Source organism: Lacunimicrobium album (assembly GCF_052161635.1).
Taxonomy (GTDB): domain Bacteria; phylum Planctomycetota; class Planctomycetia; order Planctomycetales; family Planctomycetaceae; genus SXPC01.
On record NZ_CP197413.1, the window covers coordinates 5,400,058 to 5,422,702 of the forward strand.

General features: G+C 55.2%; 20 protein-coding genes. 18 read left to right on the forward strand and 2 right to left on the reverse strand.

The genetic code is table 11. The features are described from left to right. Positions 1–933: 933 nt before the first annotated feature. The 8 genes from SH248x_RS21750 (at position 934) to SH248x_RS21785 (ending at position 9,987) form a co-directional block, all read left to right on the forward strand. Positions 934–1,905, forward strand: a complete 972-nt coding sequence (locus SH248x_RS21750; RefSeq protein WP_459556434.1) for an NAD-dependent epimerase/dehydratase family protein — start codon at positions 934–936, stop codon at positions 1,903–1,905. Between the two features lie 123 nt (positions 1,906–2,028). Then, positions 2,029–3,654, forward strand: coding sequence for a signal peptidase I (lepB, locus tag SH248x_RS21755; protein WP_459556435.1), 1,626 nt, complete (start codon positions 2,029–2,031; stop codon positions 3,652–3,654). 237 nt (positions 3,655–3,891) lie between these two features. Beyond that, positions 3,892–5,721, forward strand: a complete 1,830-nt coding sequence (gene lepB, locus SH248x_RS21760; RefSeq protein ID WP_459556436.1) for a signal peptidase I — start codon at positions 3,892–3,894, stop codon at positions 5,719–5,721. A gap of 315 nt (positions 5,722–6,036) precedes the next feature. Further along, positions 6,037–7,089 carry an LPS export ABC transporter ATP-binding protein gene (gene lptB / locus SH248x_RS21765; protein WP_459556437.1) on the forward strand — a complete coding sequence of 351 codons (1,053 nt, stop codon included), beginning with the start codon at positions 6,037–6,039 and terminating at the stop codon, positions 7,087–7,089. Positions 7,090–7,394: 305 nt separating this feature from the next. Further along, entirely contained in the window at positions 7,395–7,976 is a 582-nt protein-coding gene (locus SH248x_RS21770; protein WP_459556438.1) for an anthranilate synthase component II, read from the forward strand. Between the two features lie 45 nt (positions 7,977–8,021). Next, positions 8,022–8,990 (forward strand): TIR domain-containing protein, encoded by a 969-nt coding sequence (locus SH248x_RS21775; protein ID WP_459556439.1) that lies wholly within the window; start codon positions 8,022–8,024, stop codon positions 8,988–8,990. A gap of 218 nt (positions 8,991–9,208) precedes the next feature. Next, positions 9,209–9,460 (forward strand): hypothetical protein, encoded by a 252-nt coding sequence (locus SH248x_RS21780; RefSeq protein WP_459556440.1) that lies wholly within the window; start codon positions 9,209–9,211, stop codon positions 9,458–9,460. A 149-nt stretch (positions 9,461–9,609) separates the two neighbouring features. Then, positions 9,610–9,987 carry a nuclear transport factor 2 family protein gene (locus tag SH248x_RS21785; RefSeq protein ID WP_459556441.1) on the forward strand — a complete coding sequence of 126 codons (378 nt, stop codon included), beginning with the start codon at positions 9,610–9,612 and terminating at the stop codon, positions 9,985–9,987. A 468-nt stretch (positions 9,988–10,455) separates the two neighbouring features. On the opposite strand, the gene SH248x_RS21790 is transcribed toward SH248x_RS21785, so the two are convergent. Further along, positions 10,456–11,064 carry a superoxide dismutase gene (locus SH248x_RS21790; protein ID WP_459556442.1) on the reverse strand — a complete coding sequence of 203 codons (609 nt, stop codon included), beginning with the start codon at positions 11,062–11,064 and terminating at the stop codon, positions 10,456–10,458. A 366-nt stretch (positions 11,065–11,430) separates the two neighbouring features. On the opposite strand from SH248x_RS21790, the gene SH248x_RS21795 reads away from it, so the two are divergent. The 6 genes from SH248x_RS21795 to ilvC all read left to right on the forward strand — a co-directional run bounded on the left by SH248x_RS21795 (position 11,431) and on the right by ilvC (position 18,526). After that, the gene (locus SH248x_RS21795; protein WP_459556443.1) at positions 11,431–12,189 is read left to right on the forward strand and encodes a glycosyltransferase family 2 protein; all 759 of its coding nucleotides are present in this window, start codon (positions 11,431–11,433) and stop codon (positions 12,187–12,189) included. Between the two features lie 46 nt (positions 12,190–12,235). Continuing rightward, positions 12,236–14,002: a hypothetical protein gene (locus SH248x_RS21800; protein WP_459556444.1), complete on the forward strand. Its 1,767-nt coding sequence runs from the start codon at positions 12,236–12,238 to the stop codon at positions 14,000–14,002. Between the two features lie 240 nt (positions 14,003–14,242). Then, entirely contained in the window at positions 14,243–15,139 is an 897-nt protein-coding gene (locus SH248x_RS21805) for a serine/threonine protein kinase (protein ID WP_459556445.1), read from the forward strand. Beyond that, a complete protein-coding gene (locus SH248x_RS21810) occupies positions 15,136–16,371 on the forward strand; it encodes an aminotransferase class V-fold PLP-dependent enzyme (RefSeq protein ID WP_459556446.1) in 1,236 nt (411 codons plus the stop codon). Before SH248x_RS21805 ends, SH248x_RS21810 begins: the two co-directional genes overlap by 4 nt. Before the next feature lie 571 nt (positions 16,372–16,942). Beyond that, a complete protein-coding gene (gene ilvN, locus SH248x_RS21815; protein WP_459556447.1) occupies positions 16,943–17,446 on the forward strand; it encodes an acetolactate synthase small subunit in 504 nt (167 codons plus the stop codon). A 75-nt stretch (positions 17,447–17,521) separates the two neighbouring features. Continuing rightward, complete coding sequence (gene ilvC, locus SH248x_RS21820) at positions 17,522–18,526, forward strand: NADP-dependent ketol-acid reductoisomerase (protein ID WP_459556448.1); 1,005 nt, start codon at positions 17,522–17,524, stop codon at positions 18,524–18,526. 149 nt (positions 18,527–18,675) lie between these two features. On the opposite strand, the gene SH248x_RS21825 is transcribed toward ilvC, so the two are convergent. Continuing rightward, the gene (locus SH248x_RS21825) at positions 18,676–18,900 is read right to left on the reverse strand and encodes an addiction module protein (protein WP_459556449.1); all 225 of its coding nucleotides are present in this window, start codon (positions 18,898–18,900) and stop codon (positions 18,676–18,678) included. A 202-nt stretch (positions 18,901–19,102) separates the two neighbouring features. Between SH248x_RS21825 and SH248x_RS21830 the strand changes: the two genes are divergently transcribed. The 4 genes from SH248x_RS21830 (at position 19,103) to SH248x_RS21845 (ending at position 22,069) form a co-directional block, all read left to right on the forward strand. Beyond that, on the forward strand, positions 19,103–19,720 hold the full coding sequence (locus tag SH248x_RS21830) for an RNA polymerase sigma factor (protein WP_459556450.1): 618 nt from the start codon (positions 19,103–19,105) through the stop codon (positions 19,718–19,720). Between the two features lie 96 nt (positions 19,721–19,816). Next, the gene (locus SH248x_RS21835; RefSeq protein ID WP_459556451.1) at positions 19,817–20,293 is read left to right on the forward strand and encodes a hypothetical protein; all 477 of its coding nucleotides are present in this window, start codon (positions 19,817–19,819) and stop codon (positions 20,291–20,293) included. Between the two features lie 374 nt (positions 20,294–20,667). Further along, positions 20,668–20,886, forward strand: a complete 219-nt coding sequence (locus SH248x_RS21840; RefSeq protein ID WP_459556452.1) for an FmdB family zinc ribbon protein — start codon at positions 20,668–20,670, stop codon at positions 20,884–20,886. 244 nt (positions 20,887–21,130) lie between these two features. Next, on the forward strand, positions 21,131–22,069 hold the full coding sequence (locus tag SH248x_RS21845) for a GNAT family N-acetyltransferase (protein WP_459556453.1): 939 nt from the start codon (positions 21,131–21,133) through the stop codon (positions 22,067–22,069). Positions 22,070–22,645: the final 576 nt, after the last annotated feature.

A 22,645-nucleotide genomic window follows, 5' to 3' on the forward strand; every position in this document is an offset into this window, starting at 1 on the left:
GTCCCCGTCGGGTCAGTTCCGTCCCCCTGAAGGTTCTCTCGAAGCCCGCTCTCTCAAAAACGGGCTTCAGTGTGACGCGTTGATCTTCACTCGGTCATTTCGACGTTGTTTCAACGCTCGCGTCCCACGGCTGGCGGTCTCTCAGGTCGCCACACGCACTCTCACACGAGGAAAGTGGTGATCTCAAAACCATCAGACGCGTTCAAACGCCGACGGTAAGGTGTTCGGTTGAGTGAGCAGCTCAGGTTCTCGTTAAAACCGCTCTCATCGATTTGATCGTGATAACCGTTACTGCTGTCACGTTAGGAGTTATAGGCAGAATGCGTACCATCGTTATAACCGGACCACCTGTCGAAATGCGACCCAAATACGCAAGCATTGAGAAGAAAAGCACTTAGGGGAAAATCCAACCGATTTCAGCGATACCGATTGGAGCGGTTGTCAGGGTTATTCTGTTTAATCCGATTAGCGCGACTGTATCGATCCTGTCAATTCCACCGAACATTCCGGCTGAGCAAAGGGACTGGAACGCAGAGGAAACAGAGGTGAGCAGAACTCGCAGAGAAGACTTCCAGATTCAACGCAAAGCCGCCAAGACGCGAAGGAAGACGTGTGTTACAGGGCGAGAAAGGAGTGACTCATCTTCCTTTCTCATTTCGACATGCCTTTATCTTCTCTTCTCGTTGCGTCTTCGCGACTTTGCGTTGAATCTGGACTTCTGCTCCGCGGTCTCTGCTCCCCTCGGCGAGCTCTGCGTTCCAGTCTTCTCCCACTGAACGTCCGCCTATCCGGAACAGCTAACGTATTCCGTAGGCAACAGGGCTGCTTTGCCCCTTTCCGCTTGGGCATTTGTCTCGATACTTGCTACAGTGAAATGACCAGCAAACGAGCTCACTTCGTTATGAATTCACGTCCTTCAGAAAGCCAACCCCCATGGGTCATGCCCTTGTCACAGGCGGTGCCGGATTCATCGGCAGCCATCTCGTTGAAGCCCTTCTCGCCCGCGGCGACAAAGTGACCGCGCTCGATAACCTCTCAACCGGGCAGGCTCCCAACCTTGATCACGTCAAAAACAACCCGAATTTCCGCCTCGTGGTCGGCTCCATCACCGACCCCGTGCTGCTTACGGAAGTCACCCAGGGCGTCGACGTCATTTATCACATGGCCGCAGCCGTCGGCGTGAAACTCGTCGCTGACGACCCGGTCCGCACGATCGAAACGAATATCTACCCGACCGAAGTCCTCCTCCGTCATGCGACGGCCGCCGGCCAGAAGTTCTTCCTCGCCTCGACCAGCGAGGTTTATGGCAAGTACACGAAGGAAACCTGGAACGAAGAAGACGACCTCCAGTTCGGCCCGACCTCCCGTCCACGCTGGGCCTATGGCTGCTCAAAAGCGATCGATGAGTTCCTGGCTCTCGCCTACAGCAAGAAGCGCAAGCTCGATGTCGTCATCGGCCGTTTCTTCAACGTCGTTGGCCCCAGACAGGTCGGCCACTACGGCATGGTCATCCCGCGCTTCGTCGAAGCCGCTCTCAAAGGTGGGCCGATCACGGTCTACGATGATGGCGGTCAGGAACGCTGTTTTGCCCACGTTCGAGAAGTCGTCGACTGCATCATCACTCTGATGAATACCCCGGCTGCGTCCGGACAGATCTTCAATATTGGTGCCGACCAGCCTGTTTCGGTCAAGCAGCTGGCTGAAGAAATCATCGGCCTCGTCGGCGGCGATATTCCAATCAAGTATGTTCCGTACAAAGACGCCTACGGCGATGACTTCGAAGACGTCCGACGACGTGTCCCTGATGTCTCGAAACTCAAACGGACGATCAACAAAGTACCCACTCTGAACCGCAAAGACCTGCTCCAGGAAATCATCGACTGGAAACGCGGGCAGATGAAGTAATTACCCGTCGTTTGTGTGCCACGGCTGTGTCAGCCGTGCCGAATGTTCAAGTGACGTCCCATGCAAAGATCCACGGCCGACACGGCCGTGCCACACTGGTTCGTCCTTCAGAACTCTGACAGCATGAGTACCAAGAAACCCACGAACGAATCCCTCATTCGCCAGCTCACCGAGACGCTGGCGTTTCTGGCGATTGCGGTCTGCATCTTTCGCAGCTTCATTGCGGAAGGCTACATGATCACGACCGGGTCGATGGCGCCGACGCTCTGGGGGTATCACAAGCGGATCGTCTGCCCGAACTGCAATACCCTGTTCTCGTTGGGCGTGACTCAGAGCGGCTCTCCCGATAACGAAGCCGCTCGCTGCCCCGTCTGCACGGCCTACCCGATTGATGTGACGAAGCTCAAGCCCATCGAGGGAGATCAGATCCTCGTTCACAAGCATGCCTATGAGGTGCGATCCCCCAGGCGGTTTGAAGTCGTCGTCTTTCGACACCCCGAGGACTTTTCGCAGGCTTATGTAAAGCGGGTCCTTGGGCTGCCAGGAGAGACCGTCGAGCTCAAAGGTGGGAATGTCTACATCGACGGGGAACTCGCCCGCAAGCCGCGCGATGTCAACCATGCTTCGCGGATCCTGGTCGACGACCAGTCTCTGGACGTCACAGATGAAGATCCCGACTGGCGCCGACGCTGGGTCACCGTAACGCCAGAACTTTCCGACTTCGATGAAGACAACCACACCTGGAAGCTGCACTCCGAGAGCCCGACATCGCCGGCCACGATCTCCTTTCGCAACTGGCAGCGACGTCAGATGATGACCACCACCAGCGTGCCACTCTCGTCATGGCCGGAGAAACTGCTCGCTGCGGAATCGTACCATTTACCACTGACCTACGACCTGAAGAATACAGCGTTGAAGTGTCGAGGCAGCCTGCCTTTTAAGGCAGCCGATGACATGATCAGCGCCGCGAAAGCAGAACAGATCGATCCTGCTTTCGAGACAGCCGTCAAGGAACTTTTTCGACTCTCCCACGTCACACCCATCACTGACACTTATTCGTACAACCGCCAGGAATACAACCTCCAGCCATATGAGGTTCAGGACGTGACGCTGGCCACGACCATCGATCCGACGCCAGCGACGGGTCTCGTCACACTGCATCTGGAGAACGCCGCGGTCACAACCACGATAACGATTGACCTCGCCAGGAAGTCCGGGACCGTCCGTGTCGACAGCCAGACCTCGACCGAGAAGACGTTTACAGTCAGCGGCCGCATGCGTCTGGAACTGGCGCTCGTCGATGGTCGGGCGACGCTCGCCATCAATGAGGATGTCGTGTCTGCTATTTCGTACGACCCGGAATTCGAGCGTTCGAGGTCTTCATCACCAGGGAACCCCGATGCGGGTTCCGTCCACATGGAGATCTCAGTCGCGGGGGGAAAGATCGAGATTCCGTCGCTGAAGGTTTATCGTGACATCTATTACCGACATCAAACGGCTTCGCGCACGCAGCAGAATTCCCCGCAACGAGCCTGGAAGCTCGAACCGGATGAACTCTTCCTCTCAGGCGACAATAGCCCCATTTCGCTCGATTCCCGCACCTGGAAACCGGGCACCATCCACACCAGTTACCTCATCGGCAAGCCTCTTTTCCTGCACTTGCCGAGTCGACCGGGCGTGATCAAATTCGCAGGTAAGGAATTCACGATCCGCCTGCCTGATATTCCCCGCATGAAGTCGATCCACTAAGATTCAAGATCGCAGCCCCGCCAGCGAATCACTCTTTCCACTGAGAAATGCAGGGTGCTGGTGAGGCACTCTGTAAGATTAATACTCTGTAAGATTAATAGAGTGAACCGCACCAATTGTGCGAATGAACGTCGTTTTGGTGCGGATCGAAGACTCTCCAGCACCCTACTTAAAATCCATACATGCGGCTGGGGAGAATTTCTCCGCCGCATATCAACTTTGATATAGATCTACCTCATGCACTTTTCCAATCCTTTCGCGAAGTCTGCTCCGACATCTGCGCCGGCAGCGGCCCAGACCAAAAAGAAAAAGAAGCATCAGGGAGATGGCGTTCGGGAGACGATCGAGTCGCTCGTGATCGCGTTCATTCTGGCGTTTGTTTTCCGGACATTCGAAGCAGAAGCCTTCATCATCCCCACCGGGTCGATGGCGCCGACGCTTTACGGTCGTAATAAAGAAATGGTCTGCTCGGAATGCCAGTACCGTTTCACGTTCGGCGCCAGCAGCGAGATGGAAACAGAAACGCTGTACAACCCCAACAAACGCATCAACCAGGCCATCTGCCCGAACTGCCGTTACCAGCACAACGACGCCGCCAAAGCCCCCGTCTTCAACGGCGATCGCATTCTTGTCAACAAGTTCCCGTATGAGTTCGAAACGCCGGATCGTTTTGATGTCGTCGTCTTCAAGTACCCGATGAGCCCCAAGACGAACTACATCAAACGACTCGTCGGACTCCCCAACGAAATCATTCATATCCAGCGCGGCGACCTTTACCGCATCGATCCCGAAACTCGCCAGCGAGAAATCCTCCGCAAAGAGGATCCATTCAAGCAAAAAGACATTCAGATTCCCGTCTACGATGATGCGTTTCCGCCGAAAAACCTGCTCAATCAAGGCTGGCCGGAACGCTGGGCGTCGGTCGATCCCAACCCTGCATCCAAGGGATCGCGCAATGTCGCAGGCTGGTACGAGACACCTGAAGGTTGGCAGGCGGATCGCGAAAACCGTACTTACACGCTCGCCTCCGCAGCCAAACAGCAATGGCTGCGTTACCGCAATTTCGTCCCCATGCCCGACAACTGGGCCGACGTCATCAACCAGCAACCAGTCCGCAATCCACAGCCGCGTCTGATCTCCGATTTCTGTGGCTACAACGCTGAATCCGATTCCACACGCGTCATCGATTACCTCGAAGACGGCATCTTCTGGGTCGGCGATCTGACCGTCGATGCGACGTTGAAGATCGATACGATCGAGGAAAACGCCCTGATCGTGTTCGAATGCGTCAAAGGCGTTTATCGCTACCGCTTTCATGTCGACCCGCTGACGGGAGCAGTCATCATTGGCGTCATCAATTCGTCCATGAGCAACACGGCCTGGGAAGAGATCGCGACCGGCAGCTCACACCTGATCGGGCCGGGCACGTATCACGTCGAGTTCGCGAACGTTGATAACCGGCTCTGTCTGTGGGTCAATGGCGATCTGGTCGATTTCTCTGGCAAAAACAGCTACGACCGCAAGCCAACCGACTCTCTGAGACCACAAGCAGCAGACCTCTCGCCCGTCGGAATCGCAGCCAGCAATGTCGCGATGACGGTCTCTGATCTCGTTCTCAAACGGGACATCTATTACCGCGGCCAAAGCAAATACGACGAATACAGCAACAACGGAAATCAGCGCAACACCTGGCTGCGAAACTTGCGCAATAACCTCAACAACCCGCAGGTCTGGGGAGAACTTTATTCCGAGTTCGCTCCTCTGAACGACGAGTTCGAAACCGAGATCGGCCCCGACCACTTCTTCATGCTCGGCGATAACAGCCCGATGAGCCTGGATGGTCGCGAGTGGTCACGAAATAAAACCGTCCCGCGTCATGCCATCTCCGGCAAAGCCTTCTTCATCTACTGGCCACACGCCATCCCCTTCGGCGGCAAAGACGGACAGGGAATGTACACACTGAAAAACCACAAGTATTACGACGGCAATCAGCTCAAAACCGAAGACTATCCCATGGTAACCGTCCCCTTTTACCCCGACTTCTCCCGCATGCAACGAATTCGATAAGGAAGCTCTCCTCCCTTCTTTCTTGACTGGATCTGTATTAAGTCCCTTCTCCCTTGAGGGGAGAAGGTGGCGGCGCTTCGCCGACGGATGAGGGTGGGCTATAGGCAATAGCTCGCCTCCATTTGCATTAACGACGTCAGGCTGCAATGTATTCATAATTCACCATCACCTCATTCCCCCCACTCTCCCCACCCAATCTCCCATTGAGCCCGAAACCGCAAATCGAATAGACTCCCAACCTCTCAACACAGGGACAGGATGGCAACGATTGCTCATCCTCGAAGTTTCGCGCCGACGCTCATGGAGGAGCCCACGATGCCCATCCTCGAATGTATTGATCTCGTCAAAGAATATCCCGGCAAAAAAGCCGTCAACGGGGTCAGTTTCGACGTCGAAAAAGGGGAAATTGTCGGCCTCCTCGGACCCAACGGCGCCGGCAAATCGACCACCTTCCGCATGGCCTGCGGCATGATTTCTCCGACAGAAGGTCGCGTCATTCTCAATGGCCAGGACGTCACAAAATGGCCGATGTATAAACGCTCGCGGCTCGGCATGGGTTATCTGCCACAGGACGAATCGGTCTTCACGAAGCTGACCGTCGTGCAGAATCTGATCGCGATTCTTGAGTTCATGCCGCTGTCGTCCAAAGAACGCAAGCACCGGGCCATGAGCCTGCTCGGGCAATTCGGCCTCGATAAAAAGTCCCACCAGATCGCCTCCACGCTCTCCGGCGGGGAACGTCGACGTCTGGAAATCGCCCGCTGTCTGGCGTCGAACCCACAATTGATCCTCCTCGACGAACCATTCACCGGGATCGACCCGGTCACCATCAACGGCATCCAGGACATCATCGCTGACCTGCGTGACCGTGGCATCTCTATCCTGCTGACCGACCACCGCGAGCGGGAAACCCTGACGATCTGCGACCGCAGCAACGTCATTTTCGCCGGCCAGGTCCTCTGCAGCGGTGACGCCGAGACCGTCCTCAACCATCCCGACGCCCAGCGCATCTACTTCGGCTCCCGCTTCGACGCGTCCTCAATCATCGAAGAAAAGAGCAGCTTCCAGAACAACAAATATGGCAACGCCCCTGCCCCAACCGCGAAAGCTGCCGCCCCAAAACCTGCTCCCGCTCCGATCCCGGCCGCATTACCAGCTGCTGTTGCCAAGCCCGCGTCGGTCGCCGTCGCCCAGCCTGCACCAGCTCCCGTTCCCTATCACGCCCCGGAACCAGTCGCTGCAACCGCCGTCCTCGAAGAGCCAAAACAACCCCAGGCCATCACCCCACCCCCCGCTCCCAAACCCGCCCCCAACACCAAACGCCTCTTCATCACCCACCCAGCCGACCACAAAAACCGAGCCGCTTAGATTCCCGCTCGGCTATTCTCTGCTACGATATTCTCCAGCCTATCTGCAAGAGTAGGGTGCCGGTGAGTCTTCGAACCGCACCAAATGCGGCATCATCACCTTTGAAACGGTCGAGGCCACAATTGGTGCGGTTCGCGGAGCCTCACCAGCACCCTACAAATCCCCTGATTCTCCCGAACTCAGCCGCCGACAGAAATGTCTGTGCCACTGCATGTCCGACTTCGAGCCTTCGTGGTGAATGCTCCCCTGTTCTGACCAAGCCCTAAGTCCCAATACCCAAGCCCCCAATACCTAAGCCCTCTTCCATGCTCTTCCTCCTCGACAACTACGATTCCTTCACCTTCAACCTCGTCCAGCGTTTCGGCGAGATCGACCCGTCGATCGAGGTCCGCGTCGAACGCAACGACCAGATCACGCTCGACGAGATCGCAGCTCTCAAGCCCTCGAAGATCGTCATCTCCCCCGGCCCCTGCTCACCCAAAGAAGCCGGGCTGTCGCGAGACATCATCGACCGCTTCGGCCCCTCCATCCCCATCCTCGGCGTCTGCTTAGGCCACCAGTGCATGGCTGACGTCTACGGCGCCCAGGTCGTCCGCGCGGATCGCTTAATGCACGGCAAGACCTCCCAAATCTACCACGACGGCCAGGGCGTCTTCAAAGACCTCCCCAACCCTTTCACCGCCACCCGCTACCACAGCCTCGTCGTCCCCGAAAACACCGTCCCCGCCCACCTCAAAATCACCGCCTGGACCCAGGACGCCGACCACGCGTTGGAGGTCATGGGCCTAAGACACCAGCAATACCCCATCCACGGCGTACAGTTCCACCCAGAGAGTTTTCTGTGCGAGAGCGGGACACAGCTGTTGCGGAACTTTTTGGAGATGTGACACAGAGCGAATAACGCTGGTTGGTTAATTGAAAGGCCCACTACGATGACAAACTCATCTTCTGAGTTACAGCCCCCAAAGGTTTTTATCTCGTATTCGTGGGACAATAATGAGCATAAAAAATGGATTAAAGAATTTGCTTCACAGCTTCGCAGTGATGGAATTGACGTCGCGTTGGATCAGTGGGACGTGGTGCCAGGCGACCAATTACCTCACTTCATGGAGAACGCGATACGACTCAACAGCTTTGTATTAATCGTGTGCACTCCAAACTATAAGAAAAAATCTGACTTACGACAAGGAGGAGTTGGTTACGAGGGCAACATCATGACTGGCGAATTATTCACGGAGTCTAATCAACGAAAGTTTCTGCCGATTTTGCGTACTGGTACAAAGGAAACCTCTATTCCCCTGTGGCTTAACGGTAAGTATTGGGTTGATCTAACTAGTGATCCATATTCAATGGATAACTATAATGATTTGCTTTCAACACTCCTCAACTGTCGAGAAAAGGCCCCACCTATTGGTACAAATACCGCTTATTCACGAAGACGAACTCATCCGCCAATCCCAAGCCCGAAAATTGCAAATCATAGTGCCGAGAACAGTTTGATTCGAGTTGAGGGAGTGCTTATTGATGAACTTGGAAAGCCTCGAAATGATGGAACAAGAGGTAGTGCACTTTACTCGATTCCATTTAAATTAAATTTCGCTCCTTCCAGCGAATGGTCAAATTTGTTTGTACAAACTTGGGACAATCCCCCTCGATTCACAACAAGGCATCGGCCTGGAATCGCTGAAGTAGTTGGTGATCGAATAATTCTAACTCGCACAACAATCGAAGAAGTCAAGGAGATTCATCGTGATACACTCAAACTTGTTGTCGAGATTGTCAATGCAGAGATCTCTAAACGAATAACTCGACGTCGTGAAGCTGCAATTGCGAGAGAAATTCAACAGCGGCAACAAGATGAGTACATCCGCAGGCTAGCAAACGAAATTGATTTCGATTGATATATAATATCTTTGGCACACAAAGATGTTGTAATATAGTTAAATTTGTTGGCTTCTCAAGCTCTTTGTTCAATACGCTATGATCGAAGCCTGTTGACGGAAACTTGTCGGGCTTCCTGATAACTTCGTCGGCGAGAATCTGTAGCGCCCAGAACTACGAATCGACTATGATCAGAGACTAGATCTGCCATTGCATGACACTCCTGAATGACGCGACGATGAGTAACCCAATCGGAAGAATCGCTCTCAGAATACTCGGCTTCCTCCTCGCCATCCCATCAATTGGGCTGTTCCTGTGGGGAATGGTTCTCTACTTGAGCACCGTCGTTCGTTTCGAACAACTTCCTGAGGCGGCTGTTGTCTGCGGCACATCAGCACTGGGCGGTGTGTTACTGATGCTGGTGTCATCCCCCCTCCTGGTAGTTGCGTTCTTTCTGATCATTCTTGCCAGAAAAGTATCACCAGCCTGAATGAACGCCTCAAATTCCAAGCCATCTCTGACTGTGCCAAGTGACGCTCCCTTCAGTCATTGGCTGACTCGTGTCGACAACCTATACTCGCTGCGGCGCGGTCCCTGATTCTTCGCTCGACCGCCATCCCTCTATCATCGAGGTCCTTCATGCACCCTCAGCATTCCCCCGACATCGAACTCCTCCGAACCGCCTACGCCGGGTTCAATGCCCGCGACTTTGACGCCGCCTTCGCTACGATGTCGACCGACGTTGCCTGGCCGAGGGCGTTCAAGGGAGGCTTTGTCCGCGGCCACGACGAAGTCCGAGCGTACTGGTCCGAGCAGTGGTCCGAGATCAGCCCCCACGTCGAACCAACCACTTTCCATCCCGAACCGGCAGGAACAATTCTGGTCGACGTCCACCAGATCGTCCACGACCTGCAAGGCACCCTCCTGGCCGACACCCACGTCGGCCACCGCTTCACGATCAAAGACGGGTTGATCCAGTCAATGGAAGTTTGTGAACTGCCGACGGGGATTACTTGAGAAAATGCCGGGTGCCACTGGCTGTGCCAGTGCGGTTTGCCCAAGTGCGTCGACTCTCGAAAAGACCCACGATGATCGAAGAACATTCACTCAAGACCGAATTCATCATCCCACATGATTCGAAGACACTGGCACAGCCAGTGGCACCCGGGGCAAGATGGGATGCAGAACGCGTGGGTTCTTCCCCGTCCTGAAGGGACGAGTTCTACCAGCCCAGGGTGAAACCCTGGGAGCACGGGGTGGCCCAGCCGTTCATGGCTGGGTGAGCAACGCTCACAAGATGCGTCACCATACGCATTCATTTCGAGTGGACGTCGTAACGACAACAGTTTCCGTATGGCGACGCTTCTTGTCGGCTTCGCCGATCCAGCCATGAACGACTGGACCACCCGGGAACCTGGAGTTCAGAACAAAAAAAGGCGAGCCACCATCGTGACTCGCCTTCTGTAATATTCTGTCAAACCCAGCTTACTTCGCAGCATCGTATCGCTTGGTCACTTCCGCCCAGTTGACCACGTTCCAGAACGCCGTGATGTAATCAGGGCGTCGGTTCTGGTAGTTGAGGTAGTAAGCGTGTTCCCAGACGTCGAGGCCGAGGATCGGGGTCTTGCCTTCCATCAGGGGAGAATCCTGGTTGGCAGTGCTTTCGATGGCGAGTTTGCCATCCTTGACGACCAGCCAGGCCCAGCCGCTGCCGAAGCGAGTCGTCGCGGCTGCAGCGAATTTTTCTTTGAAGGTCGCAAAGCTGCCGAAGGTTTCAGTGATGGCTTTGCCAAGGTCGCCGGTTGGTTCACCGCCGGCGTTTGGTCCCAGGACGGTCCAGAAGAGGGCGTGGTTGGCGTGGCCGCCGCCATTGTTGCGGACGACAGTTTTAATGTCTTCTGGCACGTTGTTGATGCCGGCGACGAGGTCTTCAACGCTCAGCTTCTCGAGGTCGGGCTTGCCTTCGAGGGCTTTGTTGACGTTGTTGATGTAGGTCTGATGGTGTTTGGTGTGGTGGATTTCCATCGTCTTGGCGTCGAAGTGAGGCTCAAGAGCGTTGTAGGCATAAGGAAGTGCGGGGAGCTGGTAAGCCACGGGATGTCTCCTGATGGTGTCGGTTATAAGTGAGTTGCGTCAACGAGTCGTTCGAGGAGCGACCGGAAAAGGGGATTGGCACGTCCGTGCCGCGATCATCGTGCACAATATCATTTTAGGAACTTGGTGAACGCTCACAACCGCTCAACCGGGATTCGCTCGAAGTTCATCATGATTCGGCTGGGATTCCCTCCGTATGCGGGAAACCGCGAGAAACTCCTTCGGAACCTGTAAGGCCATTGTTTTCGGTCCGACCCACCCTAGAATCAACTATTCGTTTCGCGGCTGATGCTGCGAGTGGATTGCGAATAGGACGTCGCGCAAACACTCTCCCATTCATCCGGGAGGGACTGACGGAGATGACTTATGAAACGCATCCTGACGGCATTACCGGTCTATAACGAAGAATCTCACCTGCGGGACGTTCTCCCACAGGTGCAAAAATATGCGCAGGATGTGCTCGTCGTCAACGATGGTTCCAAAGACCGAACCGGCGAGATTCTCAAAACGATCCCCGGCATCAAAGTCCTGACCCACGCGAAAAACGCTGGTTACGGAGCCGCCCTCGTCTCTGCATTTTCCTACGCGATGGAGCACGGGTACGACGCCGTCGTCACCATTGATTGCGACGGGCAGCACCAGCCTGCGCTGATCCCTGAAATGGCCCAGGCCCTGTTCGCCAACGATGACAATCCCGATGAGCCAAACATCGATATCATCTCCGGCAGCCGATATCTCAAAGCCTTCAACGGCGACAGCATCCCTCCGGAACAACGTCGCGCAATCAACGTTCAGATCACCCGTCAATTAAACCAGCTGCTCGGCTACCGCCTGACGGATACCTTCTGCGGTTTCAAAGCCTATCGAGTTTCTGCACTCAAAGGCTTCAAAATCACGGTCTTCGGCTACGCGATGCCCCTGCAGTTCTGGATTCAAGCGGCTCATTTGGGCACGACAATTCAGGAATTTCCGGTTCCACTCATTTATCTCGACGAAAAACGCTCATTCGGCGGTTCCCTGGATGACGCACAGATCCGGATGGCGCATTATCAGGATGTCATCCAGCAGGAACTGACCGCGATCGAAGATGGCAGCCGATTCGCGGATTCCGTTTCCTGTCGCTGAATTTGACCTTCAGTCCCCTTTGCACGACGACCATTGAAAATCCTTCATGACGAGCCCAGCTTCCACGATTGACCCCGTCTCGACTCTGTCGATCCGGGCACCGCGCGTGGATCTGGGCGTTGTCTGCGTTCCGAACAATGCGGACGCAGCCGAGCAGATCGTCCGCCAGGTCTCGATGTACGATGACTCGAATCTGCTGGTCGCGGGCGTCCCGTTCGTCGAACTCCGCAACATCGCCCGACGCGAACTCCTTGCAGCTGCCCTCGCGTATTCCACCGACCTGACCGGTCCTGCCATCCACCCTGGCGAACTTCGCACCGATGTTCCGTTCGTCCTCTGTGGCCACCAGCCTCAGCTGACTCATCCGGGCGTCTGGGCGAAAAACGTGATCGCCAGTCAGCTCGCAAAATTGACCGACGGCATCGCGATCAACATCGTCGTCGACAACGACACGATCCGCTCCCGCTCGATCGTCGTCCCCGTCGATGATTCCGCAGAACACGACGGCAAAACGCTCAAACACGCCTTCATCTCCTTCGACTACGGCCGCTCGAAAGTCCCCTGGGAAGATGTCGTCATCGAAGACGCCACGACCTTCGCTGCGTTCGAAGACAACGTCCTCAAGCAGTTCGCAGGGACCCGCGACGGACTCCTCCTCTGCGAACTCTGGCCCGCAACTCGAGAATATGCCGAAAAGAACCCCAATCTCCGCGACGTCCTGACCTTCCTGCGCCGCCGCTTCGAACAAGCTGGCGGCCTGCAGTTGCTCGATGTGCCGTTGAGCCGCCTCTGCGAACTCGGCTCGTTCCGTCCTTTCTTCACTCACCTGCTCAAAAACGCAGAGACCTTCGCAAGCATCCACAACGACGCCCTCCGCGAATACCGTCTCCGCAACAAGATCACGCAATCTCACGTCCCGTTCCGCGATCTCGAACTCGATGGCGAGTGGATCGAAACCCCCTTCTGGATCTGGCACGTCGACCTGCCCGTCCGTCGCGCTCTGTTCGTCAAACACGAAGGCAATCAGGTCCTGTTGAGCGACCGAGGCCGTTTCCACACCGCGATGAGCGAAGAGGTCCTCGTCGACGATGCCCTGCTCGCCGCTGAGTTGGAAAAGGTCAACCAGTCAGGCTGGAAGATCCGCACCCGCGCGGTCAGCACGACAATGCTCTCTCGCCTTTTCCTCGGCGATTACTTCATCCACGGCATCGGCGGCGCCAAGTACGACGAAATCACCGATCAGATCATCCGCGAATTCTGGCAGCTGCCGGTCCCCGGATATCAAGTCGTGACCGCGACCGCCTATCTTCCACTGACTCAGTACGAGAATGACTGCGGCGATATCGGCTGCGACATCGACCAGTGGCACCGCGACTGGCTGTGGAATCCAGCCGCTTTCTTCGACGTCGAAGGCCAGCTCGTCGAGCCATGGAACAACGTCAACAGTGTGACCGCCTCTGCCTCACCCCAGTCAATCAATAAGTCACTCGCTGACTTCGAGCAACACCTGAAAGCCCTCGAACCCGCGGTTCCAACGGGGCTCAATCTTAAGCAGTCCTGTGCCTCGAAAGAGTGTTACCATCGCAAGCAGCAACGCAAAGCCGGCTGGCATCAAAAGCTGTCCGAATTAAAAAACGATCTGCGCTCTCAAACCGGCATCACCGACGAAGACTGGTCACGCTGGACGCTGCGCCGTCGACGCGTCGAGCAAAATCGTGTCTATGCCAGCTACCGAGAATATCCCTACGTCCTCTTTACCGAGACCAAGATGGACCAGCTCAAATCGGTCCTCATCGAAGGCAAGTCCCCGTAAGTTCCGCTGTGCGGACCGTCAATCGACGATAATTGAACATCAACGCGGCACTCTCACTCCGGGGCTCATCTCGCAACGCTGCTTCTGTACGCGTCCCGTTTCACGTCGACGGCAAAAAATTCGCCTCGTAAATCGCAGGTGCTTGTCCTAAAATGAAAATGAGTTGACGGAGAATCGCCATTTGCGGAGGCGGTTCATCACATCATTGATCGATATCGCAGACGCTCGCGGAAGTTGAACATGTTCGGATGGCGGAATAACCAATCGCAGGCGGCAAACGCGACTCCTGCAACGCCGGAACCCGTGCGTTTTGGACCTTATGAACTCGGCGAGCAGATCGGTCGGGGCGGTGCGGGGTTCGTCTTCGTTGCCAAAAACACCGACACTGGCGAAACCGTCGCCATCAAGACATTGCGACAGCATGCCGCCCATGATGAGCAGTTCGACCGACGCTTTATGCGCGAGATGGCGATCCTGCAGAAGATCAATCACCCTCACCTGCTCAAATACCTCGACTGCGGCATCGACGAACGCGGCGCCTACATCGTCACGGAGTACATCCCACGCGGGACTCTGTCGCATGTCCTCCAGAAGCATTCCATGCTCCCCGGCAGTACCGTCCTTCAATACGCTGCCCAGATCGCCCGTGCACTCGATTACCTGCACACACAAGCCATCATCCACCGCGATATCAAACCCGCCAACATCTTTCTGACCAATGACCATCAGATCAAGCTCGGCGACTTCGGACTGGCCCTCGATTCGACCAAAGCCTCGCTGACAGTCTCCGGCATGACCGTCGGCAGCGTCATGTACATGTCCCCCGAACAGATCCGCGGCAGCAAGGCAACATCAAGTAGTGATTTGTACTCACTTGGATGCGTGATTTATGAGATGCTTTACGGTGTCCCGCCGTTCAAAACGAGCAATCCGTACGGTATCATGGAAATGCACCTCGAATCCGATCTCCGTTTTCCGGATGAACGACTGGTGCGCAAAGACGCGTCGTCGGATGAGGCGCGAACTTTGATCCAGGAATTAATGCAGAAAAGCCCGGAGTCTCGCCCGGAATCTGCCCGAAAAGTTTACGAGCGTCTCACGAAACTCCGACCGGAGACGACAGGCGAAACCCCATGAGTAGCGTCGACCAGGATGTGTCGAAGTATCGCAAGTACTGGAATCTGGCTGAAGGGGTCACTTACCTCAATCACGGATCATTCGGACCGACGCCGCTCGTCGTGCAGGAAGAACTGGCTCGCTGGACGTCCCTGCTCGCCTCCAACCCGATGAATTTCTACGTCCGCAACCTGCCGGACTACCTCGACGAAGCCTGCCAAGTCCTCGGCGATTTCGTCGGCACCAGCGGCGATAACCTCGTCTTCGCGGACAACGCCACCTTCGCAATGAACATGGTTGCGGCCTCCCATTACCTCAAAGAAGGTGACGAAGTTCTCTTCACCGACCACGAATACGGCTCGGTCCTGCGGCTTTGGCGTCAGAAGTGCAAAGAGGTCGGCGCGAGCATCGTCGTCCGCAAACTCCCGAATCCGCTAAGCAGCGACGAAGAGATCGTCGAGACACTTTTCCAGGCAGCTTCCAAGAAAACACGCCTGCTCGTTGTCAGCCACGTCTCCTCCGCGACCGCCATCATTCTCCCCGTCGAGAAAATCTGCCAGCGTGCCCGCGAACTGAAAATCCCCGTCTGCATCGACGGCCCTCACGCCCCGGTCCAGGTCCCGCTCGATATCGATAAAATCGGCTGCACCTATTACTGTGCTTCGCTGCACAAATGGATGTCCGCCCCCCTGGGCAGTGGCTTTCTTTATGTCACTCCGAACCAGCAGCAACACATGAAGCCTTCGATCATCAGCTGGGGCCGCAACATGCGGGAAGATGCACCGACCTGGAAAGACGAGTACCACTGGCTCGGCACCCGCAACCCCGCCCCTGCTCTGGCCGTCCCGTCCGCAATCAAATTCATCACCGAAACCATCGGCCTCGACACCTTCCGCGACTACACCCAGGGTCTCGTCGCCTCCGCCCGCCAGTCGTACCGCCTGCTGACTGGCCTCGACTACACCCTCGGCATCGACCCCATCCCAACCCACAAACCCGAACAGTCAGGCCAGCACCGCTACGGCAGCATGATCACCCTGCCCATGCCCGATTTCGTCCCCAACCCCGACGCTCAAACCGGCCTGCACCCCCTCCGCGTCTTCCTCTGGGACCGCTACCAGATCGAATGCCTCCTCCCGCGCTGGCAGGACAAACTCTACCTCCGCATCTCCTGCCACCTCTACACCTCACAAGCCGACCTGGACCGGCTGATGACGGCCCTCGCGGAGTATTTTGAGACCTGCCGCCCCTAAAAAAGGCGAGCGGGGAGTATCAACTCCCTGTCTTAACTGCAGACTATTTCCCAACGCATTGAATACACACCAAGCCCACCTCTCCGTCCTGAAAGGACGATTTCTACCAGCCCAGGGTGAAACCCTGGGTTACGGTTCGAGAGGATATGCCCGCCCTGTAAGGGCGGATTCACCATCGTTCCTCTCGCCAACGATTGGGGCTTGGTGGATTCTCGCGGTGAACGACACCTACAGGGTCGGTGGAGAGGGTGATAGTGTTTTGGCAACCCAGGATTTCATCCTGGGCTGGTAGAAATCGTCCCTTCAGGACGGAGAAGTCAGACAGATTCTGTGCCGAACGGGATTTCGTTGTGAACCCCCGCTCACCAAGAACAACCTTAGGCCGAAAAACCCATAGAACCAGAACCCCGCTGCTCGTGTCAGCCCGCTTTCCAAAGCTTTGTCAGGCCGACTTGTCTGGTTGCATTGTGACATGGCATGAAAACCTGTAGACTTTTTTGACTTTCCGCAACGCCGCGCATCAATGCACTGGCGAGGCGGAAAGCGTCATTTTTCACTCGAGATACCATCCATGAAACACGTTCTGTCTGCTCTTGTGATGAACCAGCCGGGGGTTTTGGCCCAGATTTCCGGCATGCTGGCAACCCGCGCCTTCAATATTGACTCGCTGGCTGTCGGTACGACCGAAAATCCTGAGTTCTCTCGGATTACCTTCGTCGTCGGCGGCGATGATCGCGAACTCGATCAGGTCCGCAAGCAGCTGGCAAAACTGATTCCTGTCGTCGAAGTCTATGACTTTTCCAAGCAGGATTTCGTCGAGCGTGATCTCATGCTGCTCAAAGTCAGTACGGAGAATGGCAAACGCAGTGAAGTCCGCGAACTGGTGGATGTCTTCCGCGGACGGATCGTCGATGTCAGCCAGACGCACATCATGGTCGAGATTTCCGGACAGGAAAAAAAGATCGACGCCTTCATCGATGTCATGCGTCCTTATGGCATCCTGGAACTGGTTCGCACTGGACGTATTGCGCTCCTGCGGGCCCAACAACCACAACTTAGCGAGACGGCTGAGTAGTCGGCCCGCATGCGGGTCTCCGTCTTGTTTCTCTCTAATCTCTCTAAAAGCCTTTCTCCGCTCGAAAGTACTGCTATGCCGATCACGATTTATTACGACGACGATGCCGATCTCTCACTGCTGAAAGACAAGACTGTGGCCGTCATCGGCTATGGTAGCCAGGGACACGCTCAGGCTCAGAACCTGCGCGATTCTGGTTGCAACGTCATCATCGGCCAACGCCCAGGCGGCCCCAACTACGATCTGGCCATCGAACACGGCTTCAAGCCTGTCTCAGCCGCAGAAGCCGCTGAAAAAGGCGATCTGATCAACATCCTGCTGCCAGATGAACTGCAACGCGATGTCTACGAAACCGAAATCAAGAAGGGCCTCAAGCCAGGCAACGTCCTGATGTGCTCTCACGGTTTCAATATCCACTTCAACCAGATCGTGCCTCCAAAAGGGATCGACACGGCTCTGATCGCTCCCAAAGGCCCTGGCCACACTGTCCGCAGTGAATACGTCAAAGGCGGCGGCGTCCCTTGCCTGATCGCCATGGGCGAAGGCGCTTCTGAGCAATCGAAGAAACTCGCCCTTGCCTACGCCAAAGGTGTCGGCGGTACCCGTGCAGGAACCATCGAAACAACCTTCGCAGAAGAAACCGAAACCGACCTGTTCGGCGAGCAAGTCGTTCTCTGCGGCGGTGTCTCTGCCCTCGTCAAAGCCGGTTTTGAAACACTGGTCGAAGCCGGTTACCAGCCTGAAATGGCCTACTTCGAGTGTATGCACGAACTGAAGCTGATCGTCGACCTGTTCTATCAGGGCGGTCTGAATTACATGCGATACTCGATCTCCAACACCGCTGAATACGGCGACTACACCCGTGGCGATCGTATCGTCACTCCAGAGACCAAGAAGGAAATGAAGAAGATCCTCGCCGAAATCCAGAACGGCGAATTCGCCCGCGACTGGATCCTGGAAAACAAAGCCAACCAGGCTGCCTTCAAAGCCCGCCGACGCCGCGAACGTGGCCACCTCATCGAAAAAACCGGCAGCCAACTCCGCCGCATGATGAGCTGGATCAACGCCAAGGAATACTAAGACTTCCTGGCAACTCAAGAATCGAAAACACCTCGCGAACTCCGGTTCGCGAGGTGTTTTTTTTATTGTATTTCAACCGGGAGGGCGAGGCTCCGTCCGAGCCGCTGTCCCGCGTTGCATTGCCTCAAAAGCAAATCGAGGACCGATCTTTAATCCGTGCTTTTCAGGCTCTCGATGACCTCTTCAATCGAAACCGTGGTAGCCGATCCTTCACGAAGTTCGCCGAGGCGCGTTCGGGCCACATCCAACCATGCGTCTTGGATTTCTTCATCATCTAACGCAAGCAGAATGTCCAGTTCATCTCGCAGATCTTGTTTCTGCTCAGTCGTCAGGGATTTGACTTGTTCCAAAAGACTTTGAGGGACGGTCGACATGGTGAAGCCTCGACAAAATTTCTGTGCGCTCCGGAAGTCAGCTATTATACCAGTCTCGTCACATCCCACTCAATCTCATATCTCTCAATATGCCAAAGCTTTACAAGACGTCGACATCGCGTCTCACCTGAACAATTCTCACAGAATTCTCCAACAATCTTCCCGAGGATCGCGTAGTATGGAGTGAGAGACAGGAAAACACATGAAAACACCGCACGACGTTACTGAGTCCGGAATCAATCTTGCCCCTGAGCAATCGACCGGCGTCAGTGATGCGCGCCTGTTGGAAGAATGTCGCCAAGGTCACAAAAATTCGTTTGGTCAGTTGGTCCAGCGATATGAAAAACGCCTCTGGAAAGTTGTTTATCGGTTCGTCCGCGATCGTGAACTAGCCGATGATCTCACTCAGGAAGCCTTCCTCAGAGCCTACGAACGTCTCGACCAGTTTGATCCGTCTCGGCGTTTCGGCCCCTGGTTGTTCCGGATTGGGGTCAACCTCACTCTCGATTTCTTGCGCAAGCGGAAACGACGAGGCTGGATCTCAATGTTCAGCGAAATGAGCGTCGACCACCCGATCGAACCAGTCACAGCCGACGTTCGTGACGAAGAAGATATCAAACAGGAAGTCCGTCAGGTTCTTGACGAAATTCCCGAAAAATACCGAACAGTGTTGATTCTCCGTGATCTGGAGAATTTCTCCACCACAGAGATTTCAGCGATTCTCGACCGCAAGGAAGCGACCGTCCGCTGGCGATTGGCCGAAGCCCGCCAGCAATTTCAAAAATTGTGGATCAAGCGTCACACTCAACCCTCTTCTTAATCACCACTTTTCATTGTGGGTACCGTTTCCATGTCGTGTCATTGTCGTGAGTTACGAGTTCAGCTAGCCCAGCACGTGGGGCAGGACGAAGTTTCTTTGCCAGAAGAACTTCGACGTCGCGTGTCTGTGTGTCCTGAATGCCGTCACTATTTCAAACAGCTCAAATCAAGCGTTCGTCTGCTTCGTGATTACGAAGGGGACGACCAGACTCAGCTGGAAAAGAGCCTCTGGCCGGAGCTTGTCCGCCGCATGCCAGCCAAACGCCCTTCGCGTCGCTGGAGCGATCGTGCCAGCCTCGCGTTTTCCGCCAGTGCCATCACCGTCGCCACGCTGGCGTTGTTCGTAGTCCCTTTGACTGGTCCTGGCTCGCCAGCCTACATGACCAGCCCAGCCTCTTTCCCCGCACAGACCATTTCGGCTCCAGCGCAGTCCGCCGACCTTCAGCTTCGTTCAGCGACTCCGATGAACGGCACTCCGCTGAAGCTCTTTGAACGCCTGCTGGAGAAAGAAACCAAGAAGCAGGAGAAACGCGATTCGGGCAAGATGTTGTTTGGCCCCGCTTACGAACAGTAAAGAACTTGTGTCAGAACTTCGGTTCGCAAAGAAGCCCGGTCATGCTCCACCGGGCTTTTTTGTTGCGCGCTTCACTTTGATGAGCGCCGTTGTCGATTGTTATTTGACGAATCCTTCAGATAATAATCAGGGTCATACCATCACAACGTCAACCAATGCGTTCCTTTGAAAGTCGTGCCATGCTCACAGCTTTGGGTGAGCATGCTGCTTCGTTTGAAATGGAGCGTCCAGAACATGCTTGCCCCAAGCTGCAAGCATGGCACGATGGAAGAGAAAACTCACTGGTTTAAATTGTGTTGGTGCCAATGCCAAATCACCCCTGACTCACAATAACGCTGACAGGGGCCAACGTTCTTAGCTCGGAGCGTCCAGAAATGCCAATCTACGAATTCCGCTGCGAAAAATGCGATCAGCAGTTTGAAGTCCTGGTCCGTGGGCAGGAAAAGGTCAACTGCCCGGAATGTCAGGACCACCGCGTCGAACGCCTGCTGAGCGTTCACGCAACCAGCAACCGCAGCCTGCAACAGCTGCCCATGAGTTGCCCCCCTCCCTCACACGGACCATGTGGAACAGGCTGCTGCCGCCTGCCTTGAAGAAATAGAGGTTGGAACGCACAGCCCGCTGAGGGTGAAATTTCAAACGCAAAGCCGCGACGGCGCAAAGTAGAGAAAACCGATTCACATCGTCAATCATTTTCTGATTAGCGTCTCTGCGCCTTTGCGTTGTAAACTCTTTTCCCCCTCTGCGATCTCTGCTTCCCACCGCGAGCTCTGCGGTCCAGCCCTTTTGTACCCTGCGTAAACAGCACAGTTCAGTGAAGACAGAAAGTTTGAAGACGTGGCGATCGACATACGGACGGCGGGGACACCACAGGAGCGCGAAGCTGCGCTGAGATTGTTAAGTCACCGGCTCGACCCGACGGCTCAAGATGAGTCAGTCTCTCAGACGCTGCAATCCGCCGAACTGGGGGCCATCAGTTTTGACTTCTTAGTGGTGGCAGTCGAGGCAGACAAAGTCCTCGGGGCAAGCTGGCTGGTCGTCTCTGAAGACTTCACAGGCCACATCTTCCCGCCTGAAGTGATCGACCATGAACACCAGCAACAGATTTGGGACGATTTGGCGCAACACATCGCCAGCCTCCTGGATGACTCTGGCTGCTGGATCGGCCAGATCCTGCTTCATCCCGACGAAGTTACCCAGCGCCAACGTCTCGATGATTCTCCGTTTGCCTATCTGGCCGATCTTCAGTTTATGTCGATGTCATTTGATGACGAAACGACAGCCATATCTCCACCTACAAAATCTGTTCGACTGGAAGCCACTTCTTACCAGCAGGAACGCAACGAAACCCTCTTCGTAGACGTCATGGAGCAGACCTACGAAGGCAGCCTGGACTTCCCTGAAGTCAATGAGTTTCGAACCGCCGAAGAAGCCTTCCACAGCCATCGCACACACAGCCAGATCCAGCCCCATTGCTGGCAGGTTTTCTACCACAAAAGACGCCCCGCAGGCATGCTCCTTTTATCACCCGGACAGGATGATCATTGGGAGATTACGTACATGGGTGTGTGCGGCAGTGTGCGAGGTCAGGGGATCGGCCACGCCATGCTCGCCCAGGCAATCGCGACCGCAAAAAAACAGGGCGCCCAAGGCCTTTCTTTAGGCGTCGACAGCCGTAACCATTACGCAATCAAGCTTTACGAAGCTTATGGATTTCGCGTCCGAACGGCATGTCATTTTTATGCCTGGTTTCCACACGATGAGCCAGAAGTTTAGTAACGAGTTTTGCACACCGCAAAAAACAAAAAAGAAAAGTCTTTTGCATCGCAACTCCCTGCAAATCAAGATCATCAGAGCGACTGATCAACTCCAAGATTGTGAAGGCCCACTTCACGTGATTTTTACATTTGACTAACGCGACTTGGGCGGTAGTATCTGACCCACTGAGTGAGTGACTTCCACGTTTCCGAACGACACTTCTTTCTCCTCGGAAACGTATCCTTCCATCCTATTCCCACAGCGCAAATCTAAACCGTACCGGGCTGACTGAGACTTCATTTCGACCAGCAATTTCAGGGTGCTGGAAGACTTCCATCGATGGCTTTCTATCGTACGAAGATGAAACCTCAGATCACTGCTTTCAGGGCGGCAACGGAGTGCTTACCCGACAAATGCCTTTCAGGTTCTTGCGGGTATGTTGCGCGCAGAGAGGGTTGCACGATGCTTCCCGGTGATGTCGACCGACGTCAGTTTAATTCAGTCCGACCTACAACCTCGAAACTGATTCATGACCAAAAAAACAACACGACATCCACTCTTCCAACCAGACATAGCCGAGGCGCAAATGGCAAC

Coding starts and splice junctions, on each gene's coding strand:
- SH248x_RS21750 (WP_459556434.1), top strand. CDS start 934: ATGGGTCATGCCCTTGTCACAGGCGGTGCCGGATTCATCGGCAGCCAT.
- lepB (WP_459556435.1), top strand. CDS start 2,029: ATGAGTACCAAGAAACCCACGAACGAATCCCTCATTCGCCAGCTCACC.
- lepB (WP_459556436.1), top strand. CDS start 3,892: ATGCACTTTTCCAATCCTTTCGCGAAGTCTGCTCCGACATCTGCGCCG.
- lptB (WP_459556437.1), top strand. CDS start 6,037: ATGCCCATCCTCGAATGTATTGATCTCGTCAAAGAATATCCCGGCAAA.
- SH248x_RS21770 (WP_459556438.1), top strand. CDS start 7,395: ATGCTCTTCCTCCTCGACAACTACGATTCCTTCACCTTCAACCTCGTC.
- SH248x_RS21775 (WP_459556439.1), top strand. CDS start 8,022: ATGACAAACTCATCTTCTGAGTTACAGCCCCCAAAGGTTTTTATCTCG.
- SH248x_RS21780 (WP_459556440.1), top strand. CDS start 9,209: ATGAGTAACCCAATCGGAAGAATCGCTCTCAGAATACTCGGCTTCCTC.
- SH248x_RS21785 (WP_459556441.1), top strand. CDS start 9,610: ATGCACCCTCAGCATTCCCCCGACATCGAACTCCTCCGAACCGCCTAC.
- SH248x_RS21795 (WP_459556443.1), top strand. CDS start 11,431: ATGAAACGCATCCTGACGGCATTACCGGTCTATAACGAAGAATCTCAC.
- SH248x_RS21800 (WP_459556444.1), top strand. CDS start 12,236: ATGACGAGCCCAGCTTCCACGATTGACCCCGTCTCGACTCTGTCGATC.
- SH248x_RS21805 (WP_459556445.1), top strand. CDS start 14,243: ATGTTCGGATGGCGGAATAACCAATCGCAGGCGGCAAACGCGACTCCT.
- SH248x_RS21810 (WP_459556446.1), top strand. CDS start 15,136: ATGAGTAGCGTCGACCAGGATGTGTCGAAGTATCGCAAGTACTGGAAT.
- ilvN (WP_459556447.1), top strand. CDS start 16,943: ATGAAACACGTTCTGTCTGCTCTTGTGATGAACCAGCCGGGGGTTTTG.
- ilvC (WP_459556448.1), top strand. CDS start 17,522: ATGCCGATCACGATTTATTACGACGACGATGCCGATCTCTCACTGCTG.
- SH248x_RS21825 (WP_459556449.1), bottom strand. CDS start 18,900: ATGTCGACCGTCCCTCAAAGTCTTTTGGAACAAGTCAAATCCCTGACG.
- SH248x_RS21830 (WP_459556450.1), top strand. CDS start 19,103: ATGAAAACACCGCACGACGTTACTGAGTCCGGAATCAATCTTGCCCCT.
- SH248x_RS21840 (WP_459556452.1), top strand. CDS start 20,668: ATGCCAATCTACGAATTCCGCTGCGAAAAATGCGATCAGCAGTTTGAA.